Raw genomic sequence first — 7,513 nt, 5'->3', positions numbered from 1 at the left:
GCCGGTGGCCCGTCCGTCCCGGGGCCCGCCGCGCCGGAACCGGCCGCGGACGGGGGCGGGGACGGGGGCGGGTCGGCCAGGGACACGAGGAAGTGTGCGTAGGCCTCTCGCTTGCGGCCGCGGGGTTCGGTGCGTCCGGCCTCCCAGGAGCGGACGGTGCTGGCGGTCACTCCGACCGCTTCGGCGATCTCCTCATGGCCGAGGCCGCCGGCTTCGCGCAGTCTGCGCCGCTCCTTGGGGGAGGGAAGGGGCAGGCCGGCGGCGGGGTGGGCGTTCTGTGTCATGCCGGACCCCCCGCTGCGCTGTCCTGGGCGAAAAAGTACATAAACGTATATTGGGCGACACCACGACCATTCGCCCGTTACGAGCCCTCAGCGCGTGTCGTTGGGACCATGGCGTCGTGACCCACGTGACCGAACGCGGCCCCTCCTTCCCGGCGGGCCAGCGGTCCGGGCGACGCCGTTCGCCCGCGGCCGCCGCCTGTGTACTGGGCGGCGCCGTCGCCGCCGGGCTGGGACTCGGCTCCCTGGCCGTCCTCGTCATGGTGCTGTGGATCAGCTCGCCGTACCCCGACAGCGGTCCGGGCGGTGCGCTCCACGTGGCCGCCGGCCTCTGGCTGCTGGCCCACGGCACCGAGCTGATCAGGTACGACACGCTCTCCGGGGTGCCGGCACCGGTCGGCGTGACCCCGTTGCTGCTGGTCGCGCTGCCGGTGTGGCTGATGCGGCGGGCCGCCCGGCTGGCGGTGTACGAAGACGAGTCCGACGAAGGGGGCGGGCTCTCCGCGGTGGCCGTCTTCTCGGCCGTGAGCTGCGGATACCTGTGCGTGGGGGCCGCCGCGACGGCCTATGCGGCGGGCGGCCCGCTGCCCGCCGACCCGCTCAGCGCGGCCTGGCACGTCCCGCTGGTGGCCTTCGCCGCGGCCGCCGGCGGGGTGTGGGCGGCGCGCGGCCGGCCGTGGGGGCCGCTGCCCGGCTGGGTGCCGAGGGGCGTACGGACCGTCCTCGCGCGCCCCCGGAACGCGCGGGCGGTGCGGGCCGGGGTCGCCGGTGCGGTGACGCTGTTCGGCGGGGGTGCGCTGCTGGTCGGCGCCTCGCTTGTGTGGCACGCGAGTGCGGCGCAGGAATCGTTCCTCCAGCTGACCGGGGTCTGGTCGGGCCGGTTCGCGGTGCTGCTGCTGGCCCTGGCACTGATCCCGAACGCGGCCGTGTTCGGGGCCTCGTACGGTCTCGGGCCGGGCTTCGCGCTCGGCGGCTCGGCGGTCGCGACCCCGCTGTCCTTCGCCGGGGAACCGGCGCTGCCGCGCTTCCCGCTGCTGGCCGCGCTGCCGCCGGAGGGCCCGGGAACGCCGCTGACCTGGGCCGTGCTGGGGATTCCGGTGCTGGCGGGGGTGGTGGTCGGGCGGTTCGCGGTCGACGGGGACGGGGCGGACACGCGGTTCCGGGACACCACGGGCACGGCGGCCGGCGGGGCGGTGGTCTGCGGGCTGCTGACCGCGCTGGCCGCGGCGATGGCGGGCGGCCCGATGGGGTCGGGCCGGCTGGCCGAGTTCGGGCCGGTGTGGTGGGCGGCCGGGGGTGCGGCCTGTGCGTGGACGCTGGTGGTGTCGGTGCCGGTGGCGATGGTCGTACGGGCCTGGCGGGAGCGGGGGCGGCCGGAGCCGCTGGAGCCGGCGGGGGTGCCGGAGCTGAGCGGCTGGCACGGGGCGCGGGAGTTGCGGTGGGAGTCGCTGCGGCGGTCTTCGGGGACGCTGTTCCCCGACTTCCGGGACCCGGTTCCGGGCCCTGCCCCGGTTCCGGCCGTGGTCGCGGCGGCCGTCCCGGCGGTCCCCGTCGGGCCGGATCCCGGGGCCGTGCCGGATGCGGCGCCGGTGGCTGCGGTCTCGCCGGAGCAGTCGGTGACGGCGTTGGATCCGGCGGTCGGGGCGCTCGTCTACGTGCGGCGGAAGCGGATGCCGTGACCGGGGCGGGCCGACCTGCGGTCGGCTTCCGGGGCTCCGCCCCGGACCCCGGTCCTCAAACGCCGGACGGGCTGGATTCTGCCCGCGGTCCGGCCTTGCGGCCGACGGGCCGGAGTTGCCCGGCCGCTACTTCTTCACCCCGATGAGGTCCCTGAGGCCCTTCGGGAGGAGGTCGTTGCACTTCAGTTCGGAGGTCTTGGTCAGGGCGTCGTCGCGGCAGGTGTAGAAGTCCTTGTAGGTGAGCTGGACCGTGTACGTGCCGACCGTGAGGACCAGGGCGACGGCGGCCGTGAGGAGGCCCGCGACGGCGGCGGTCAGCTGGGGGCGGGCTTCTTCCGGCTTGGTCTTCGCACGGAGCGAGCTGATGCCCCAGTACAGGGACAGGGCGCCCAGCAGGAGGCCCATCGACGGGATGCCGAAGAGCACGAAGAAGAAGGCCCACATGCCGCCCAGCAGCGCGTAGCGGGCACGGCGCTGGGCCGGGTCGGTGGGGTCCCACCGGCCGGGCCGGGGGCCGGCCGGGCCGCCGGGCTCCGGCGACGGACCGCCGTCGCCGCCCTGGCCGCCCTGGCCCGGACCGCCCGCTCCATCACGCGGCTGCCAGGGCTGGTCAGGCCGGTCCTCCGGCGGGGCCGCGAACGGATTGTCGTCTGTGGGGGACTGGCGTGGGTCCGGCATCGGGTGCGTTTCTTCCCCTGCGTCGTCGTGTCCTCGATGGGCTGTACGCCAGACGCTACCCCCAGGCCGTCCACCCGTCCCTCGGGGGCTGTCCGGTGTGCCGGTATCGTTGCAGGCGGTCGGTCGGTTCGTAGGGTTCCCCGTATCGAGGGAGCCCGCGTTTTTGTACGACCATACAAGTCGCACCCCGTGAGAAAGGGCCTCCCATGGCCTCCTCCCGCCTGGTCGTGCTGGTCTCCGGTTCCGGCACCAACCTCCAGGCCCTGCTCGACGCCATCGCCGCCCACCCCGAAGGGGCCGAGGGCTTCGGCGCCGAGGTCGTGGCCGTCGGTGCCGACCGTGCCGGGATCGCCGGCCTGGAGCGGGCCGAGAAAGCCGGAATCCCCACCTTCGTGTGCTCCGTGAAGGACCACGCGACCCGTGCGGAGTGGGACCGGGCACTGGCCGAGGCCACCGCCGCGTACGAGCCCGACCTGGTGGTCTCCGCGGGGTTCATGAAGATCGTGGGCAAGGAGTTCCTGGCCCGCTTCGGGGGACGCTTCGTCAACACCCACCCGGCGCTGCTGCCGGCCTTCCCCGGTGCCCACGGGGTCCGTGACGCCCTCGCCTACGGGGCCAGGGTCACCGGCTGCACCGTCCACTTCGTGGACGACGGCGTGGACACCGGTCCGATCATCGCCCAGGGTGTGGTGGAGGTCCGGGACGAGGACGACGAAGCCGCGCTCCATGAGCGCATCAAGGAAGTCGAGCGCAGGCTGCTCGTCGATGTCGTGGGGCGTCTGGCCCGGCACGGCTACCGCATTGAGGGACGAAAGGTAACGATCCAGTGACCGCCGAAGGTACCAAGCGCGGCATCCGCCGCGCGCTTGTCAGCGTCTACGACAAGACCGGGCTGGAGGAGCTGGCCCGCGGGCTGCACGAGGCGGGCGTCACGCTGGTCTCCACCGGTTCCACCGCCTCGAAGATCGCCGCCGCGGGCGTGCCGGTCACCAAGGTGGAGGAGCTCACCGGCTTCCCCGAGTGCCTGGACGGCCGCGTCAAGACCCTGCACCCGCGCGTGCACGCCGGCATCCTCGCCGACCTGCGCCTGGAGGACCACCAGCGGCAGCTGGCCGAGCTGGGCGTCGAGCCGTTCGACCTGGTCGTCGTGAACCTGTACCCGTTCCGCGAGACCGTCGCCTCCGGCGCCACCCCCGACGAGTGCGTGGAGCAGATCGACATCGGCGGCCCCTCGATGGTGCGCGCCGCCGCCAAGAACCACCCCTCGGTGGCCGTGGTGACCAGCCCGGAGCGGTACGCCGACGTGCTGGCCGCGGTCAAGGACGGCGGGTTCGACCTGACCGCCCGCAAGCGCCTGGCGGCCGAGGCCTTCCAGCACACCGCCGCCTACGACGTGGCCGTGGCCTCGTGGTTCACGAACGCGTACGCCCCGGAGGAGGGCGCGGTGCTGCCCGAGTTCCTCGCGGGCGCCTGGGAGCGCAAGGCCGGCCTGCGGTACGGCGAGAACCCGCACCAGGGTGCCGCCCTCTACACGGACGGTCAGCCGGGCGGGCTCGCCAACGCCGAGCAGCTGCACGGCAAGGAGATGTCCTTCAACAACTACGTGGACACCGAGGCCGCCCGCCGCGCCGCCTACGACCACGACGAGCCCTGCGTCGCGATCATCAAGCACGCCAACCCGTGCGGCATCGCGGTCGGTGCGGACGTCGCCGAGGCGCACCGCAAGGCGCACGCCTGCGACCCGCTGTCGGCGTTCGGCGGCGTCATCGCCGTCAACCGCCCGGTCACCGTCGAGCTGGCCGAGCAGGTAGCCGAGATCTTCACCGAGGTCATCGCGGCCCCCGACTACGAGGACGGCGCCGTCGAGGTCCTCGCCAAGAAGAAGAACATCCGCGTCCTGAAGGTGGCCGGCACCCCGCAGCAGCCGGGCGACCTGAAGCCGATCAGCGGCGGTGTGCTGCTCCAGCACAGCGACGTCTTCCAGGCGGCGGGCGACGACCCGGCGAACTGGACCCTGGCCACCGGCGAGGCGCTGTCCGCCGAGGAGCTGGCCGAGCTGTCCTTCGCCTGGCGGGCCTGCCGCGCGGTGAAGTCGAACGCGATCCTGCTTGCCAAGGACGGCGCCTCGGTCGGCGTCGGCATGGGCCAGGTCAACCGCGTCGACTCGGCGAAGCTCGCCGTCGAGCGGGCCGGCGAGGAGCGGGCGCGCGGCTCGTACGCCGCGTCGGACGCCTTCTTCCCGTTCCCGGACGGGCTGGAGATCCTGACGGCCGCGGGCATCAAGGCCGTGGTGCAGCCGGGCGGTTCGGTCCGTGACGAGCAGGTCGTCGAGGCGGCCAAGGCGGCCGGCGTGACGATGTACTTCACCGGCACCCGCCACTTCTTCCACTGACGGGCGGCCGCTGCCGGACGGCAGCCACCGCCCCGCAGACGACCGAAGGCCGTATCCCCGACTGGGGATACGGCCTTCGGCCTTTACCGACGTCTGCCGGTGCGGGCGTCAGAACTTCTTGACGACGACGCTGCCCACGATCTTGTCCGCGAAGTGCTGCTTCTTCGCGTCGAAGGCCGGCCACAGGTAGCCGACGTAGCAGGGCAGGGCGTTGATGAAGTCCAGCAGGCCGCGGACGAAGGCCATGCCGAAGCCGAGCGGGCGGCCCGTGGACTCCTTCAGGACCTGGATGCTGACGGCCTTGCGGCCGGGCGTCTGGCCGGTGGTGCCGAGCAGGTACGAGAGGAACAGGCTGCCGCCGATCGCCAGCAGGATGCCGACGTAGTACAGGCCGCCGATCTCACCCGTGGACGAGTCGATGCTGGTGACCATGAGGATCACGGGCAGGATGCCGACGATCAGGCCGTCGATGATGCGCGCGACGAAGCGCGAGCCCCAGCCGGCGTACTGCTGCTGCACGGCCGCCTGGTTCGGGTAACCGGGGGCGCCGCCGTAGGGCTGCTGGCCCTGCTGCGGGTAGCCGTAGTTGCCCTGCGCGGGGACGCCCTGGGGGGCCTGCTGCGGGTAGCCGTAGCCGGGCTGGCCCTGCTGAGGCTGCTGCTGGCCGTACGGGTTGTTCGGGTCGCCGAAGCTCATCTTGTGGAGTTCCTCCGTGGAAGTGCGGGGACGCGCGGCCCGTGTGGAGGAACAGGGTGGTTCTGAGCGGTCCGCCCCCCGGCACTGCCCGCGGCACTACTTATTTCGGTCATCGTTGCCGGACCGGCTTGTACTTGTCCAGTTGGATGCGCGAGCCGTTGTGCAAGTGCAACCTCGCGGGCCGCCGGGCCGCTCGAAGTGGAACCGGGGCCCGTCCATCCGGGAGGATGGACGGCATGACCGCCCAGATTCTCGATGGCAAGGCCACGGCAGCCGCTGTCAAGTCCGAACTGACCGCCCGTGTGGCGGCGCTCAGGGAACGGGGCGTCACCCCCGGCCTGGGCACACTGCTGGTCGGCGACGACCCGGGGAGCCGTTGGTACGTCAACGGCAAGCACCGGGACTGCGCCGAGGTGGGAATCGCGTCCATCCAGCGGGAACTGCCCGCCACGGCCACGCAGGAGGACATCGAAGCGGTCGTCCGTGAACTCAACGCGAACCCCGAGTGCACGGGGTACATCGTCCAACTTCCGCTCCCGAAGGGCATCGACACCAACCGGGTGCTGGAGCTGATGGATCCGGCCAAGGACGCCGACGGTCTGCACCCCATGTCGCTGGGCCGGCTGGTGCTCAACGAGCCCGGACCGCTGCCCTGTACGCCGTACGGGATCGTGGAGCTGCTGCGCCACCACGGTGTGGGCATCGACGGTGCGCACGTGGTGGTCGTCGGACGCGGCATCACGGTCGGCCGCTCCATCGGGCTGCTGCTCACCCGCCGGTCGGAGAACGCCACCGTGACGCTGTGCCACACCGGCACCCGCGACCTGTCGGCCCAGCTGCGGCGGGCGGACATCGTCGTGGCCGCGGCCGGCGTGCCGCACCTGGTCAAGCCGGAGGACGTCAAGCCGGGCGCCGCGGTGCTCGACGTCGGCGTCAGCCGCGACGACCAGGGGAAGATCGTGGGCGACGTGCACCCGGGCGTCGCCGAGGTGGCCGGCTGGATCTCCCCGAACCCGGGCGGCGTCGGCCCCATGACCCGGGCTCAGCTGCTGGTCAACGTGGTCGAGGCGGCGGAACGGGACGCGGCCGAGCGGCGTGCGGCCGAGGACGCGGCGGTCGCCGAACGCATCGCGGAGGAGCGGGCCGAGGCCGCGGACGCGGACGGGAACGGGCACCGTGCTGGCTGAGCGGGAGGGCGGCCCGGCCTCGGGCTCGGAGCCGGAGCGCCCGGAGCGGAAGCCGGAGCCGGGCGGGGCGGGGCAGCCGGAGCCCGGCCGGAAGCAGGAAGCGGAGCCCGGCCGGAAGGCCGGGCGCGAGACCGCCCCCGCCGAGCCCGTCCCCGCCGAGCCCGACGCCGAGCCGCCCCGGGTCTCGCGCCGCTTCCCGTCCGTCACGCGGGACACCGCGCGCCCCGAGGGCGGCGGCCGGGCGGCCCCCGGTGACGCCCCGGCGCCCGCCCGCCAGTGGCCCATGCTGGCCGTCCTCGGCGCCACCGCCGTCGGGCTGCTGCTCACGGCGCTGGACCGGTTCCGGATCGGCTGCCTGATCATCGGCGTGGCGCTGATCGCGGCCGCGGTGATGCGCCGGATGCTGCCCTCGGTCGGCATGCTCGCCGTGCGGTCCCGCTTCACCGACATGGTCACGTACGGGCTGCTGGGCGTGGCCATCACGCTGCTGGCGCTGGTCGCGGAGCCCGAACCGTGGCTGACGCTGCCGTTCCTGGAGGAAGCCGTGCGGTTCACGGTCCGCTGAACCGGCGCGGCCGGCCGCCGGACCGGGCCCGCGAT

At 73.6% G+C, this 7,513-nt stretch carries 8 protein-coding genes; 5 read left to right on the top strand and 3 right to left on the bottom strand.

Annotation, left to right across the window (positions count from 1 at the left end):
* The coding region (locus LG634_RS34985) for a helix-turn-helix domain-containing protein (protein WP_226740149.1) at nucleotides 1-284 on the bottom strand (284 nt) is incomplete at its 3' end.
* A 116-nt stretch (nucleotides 285-400) separates the two neighbouring features.
* Here LG634_RS34985 and LG634_RS34980 point away from each other — a divergent pair.
* Nucleotides 401-1,960, top strand: a complete 1,560-nt coding sequence (locus tag LG634_RS34980; protein WP_226740147.1) for a cell division protein PerM — start codon at nucleotides 401-403, stop codon at nucleotides 1,958-1,960.
* A gap of 126 nt (nucleotides 1,961-2,086) precedes the next feature.
* Here LG634_RS34980 and LG634_RS34975 read toward each other — a convergent pair whose 3' ends face one another.
* Nucleotides 2,087-2,638, bottom strand: a complete 552-nt coding sequence (locus tag LG634_RS34975) for a hypothetical protein (protein WP_226740145.1) — start codon at nucleotides 2,636-2,638, stop codon at nucleotides 2,087-2,089.
* 206 nt (nucleotides 2,639-2,844) lie between these two features.
* Between LG634_RS34975 and purN the strand changes: the two genes are divergently transcribed.
* Together purN and purH are read left to right on the top strand one after the other, a co-directional pair.
* Nucleotides 2,845-3,468 carry a phosphoribosylglycinamide formyltransferase gene (gene purN, locus LG634_RS34970; RefSeq protein ID WP_226740143.1) on the top strand — a complete coding sequence of 208 codons (624 nt, stop codon included), beginning with the start codon at nucleotides 2,845-2,847 and terminating at the stop codon, nucleotides 3,466-3,468.
* The gene (gene purH / locus LG634_RS34965) at nucleotides 3,465-5,030 is read left to right on the top strand and encodes a bifunctional phosphoribosylaminoimidazolecarboxamide formyltransferase/IMP cyclohydrolase (RefSeq protein WP_226740140.1); all 1,566 of its coding nucleotides are present in this window, start codon (nucleotides 3,465-3,467) and stop codon (nucleotides 5,028-5,030) included. Before purN ends, purH begins: the two co-directional genes overlap by 4 nt.
* Before the next feature lie 108 nt (nucleotides 5,031-5,138).
* Here purH and LG634_RS34960 read toward each other — a convergent pair whose 3' ends face one another.
* On the bottom strand, nucleotides 5,139-5,726 hold the full coding sequence (locus LG634_RS34960) for an RDD family protein (RefSeq protein ID WP_226740139.1): 588 nt from the start codon (nucleotides 5,724-5,726) through the stop codon (nucleotides 5,139-5,141).
* A 236-nt stretch (nucleotides 5,727-5,962) separates the two neighbouring features.
* Here LG634_RS34960 and LG634_RS34955 point away from each other — a divergent pair, with 236 nt between their 5' ends.
* On the top strand, nucleotides 5,963-6,913 hold the full coding sequence (locus LG634_RS34955) for a bifunctional methylenetetrahydrofolate dehydrogenase/methenyltetrahydrofolate cyclohydrolase (protein WP_226740137.1): 951 nt from the start codon (nucleotides 5,963-5,965) through the stop codon (nucleotides 6,911-6,913).
* Nucleotides 6,903-7,478, top strand: coding sequence for a DUF3017 domain-containing protein (locus LG634_RS34950; protein WP_308072746.1), 576 nt, complete (start codon nucleotides 6,903-6,905; stop codon nucleotides 7,476-7,478). Before LG634_RS34955 ends, LG634_RS34950 begins: the two co-directional genes overlap by 11 nt.
* Nucleotides 7,479-7,513 lie beyond the last annotated feature (35 nt).

The organism is Streptomyces bambusae (assembly GCF_020532645.1).
In the GTDB taxonomy this organism is placed as follows: domain Bacteria; phylum Actinomycetota; class Actinomycetes; order Streptomycetales; family Streptomycetaceae; genus Streptomyces; species Streptomyces bambusae.
Note: the sequence above shows the minus strand (reverse complement) of the source record. Positions and strands in the feature narration are given on the sequence as shown.

Bases quoted from the DNA above. Each gene is read 5' to 3' on its own strand.
- LG634_RS34975 (WP_226740145.1), bottom strand. From the start codon at position 2,638: ATGCCGGACCCACGCCAGTCCCCCACAGACGACAATCCGTTCGCGGCC.
- purN (WP_226740143.1), top strand. From the start codon at position 2,845: ATGGCCTCCTCCCGCCTGGTCGTGCTGGTCTCCGGTTCCGGCACCAAC.
- LG634_RS34960 (WP_226740139.1), bottom strand. From the start codon at position 5,726: ATGAGCTTCGGCGACCCGAACAACCCGTACGGCCAGCAGCAGCCTCAG.
- LG634_RS34955 (WP_226740137.1), top strand. From the start codon at position 5,963: ATGACCGCCCAGATTCTCGATGGCAAGGCCACGGCAGCCGCTGTCAAG.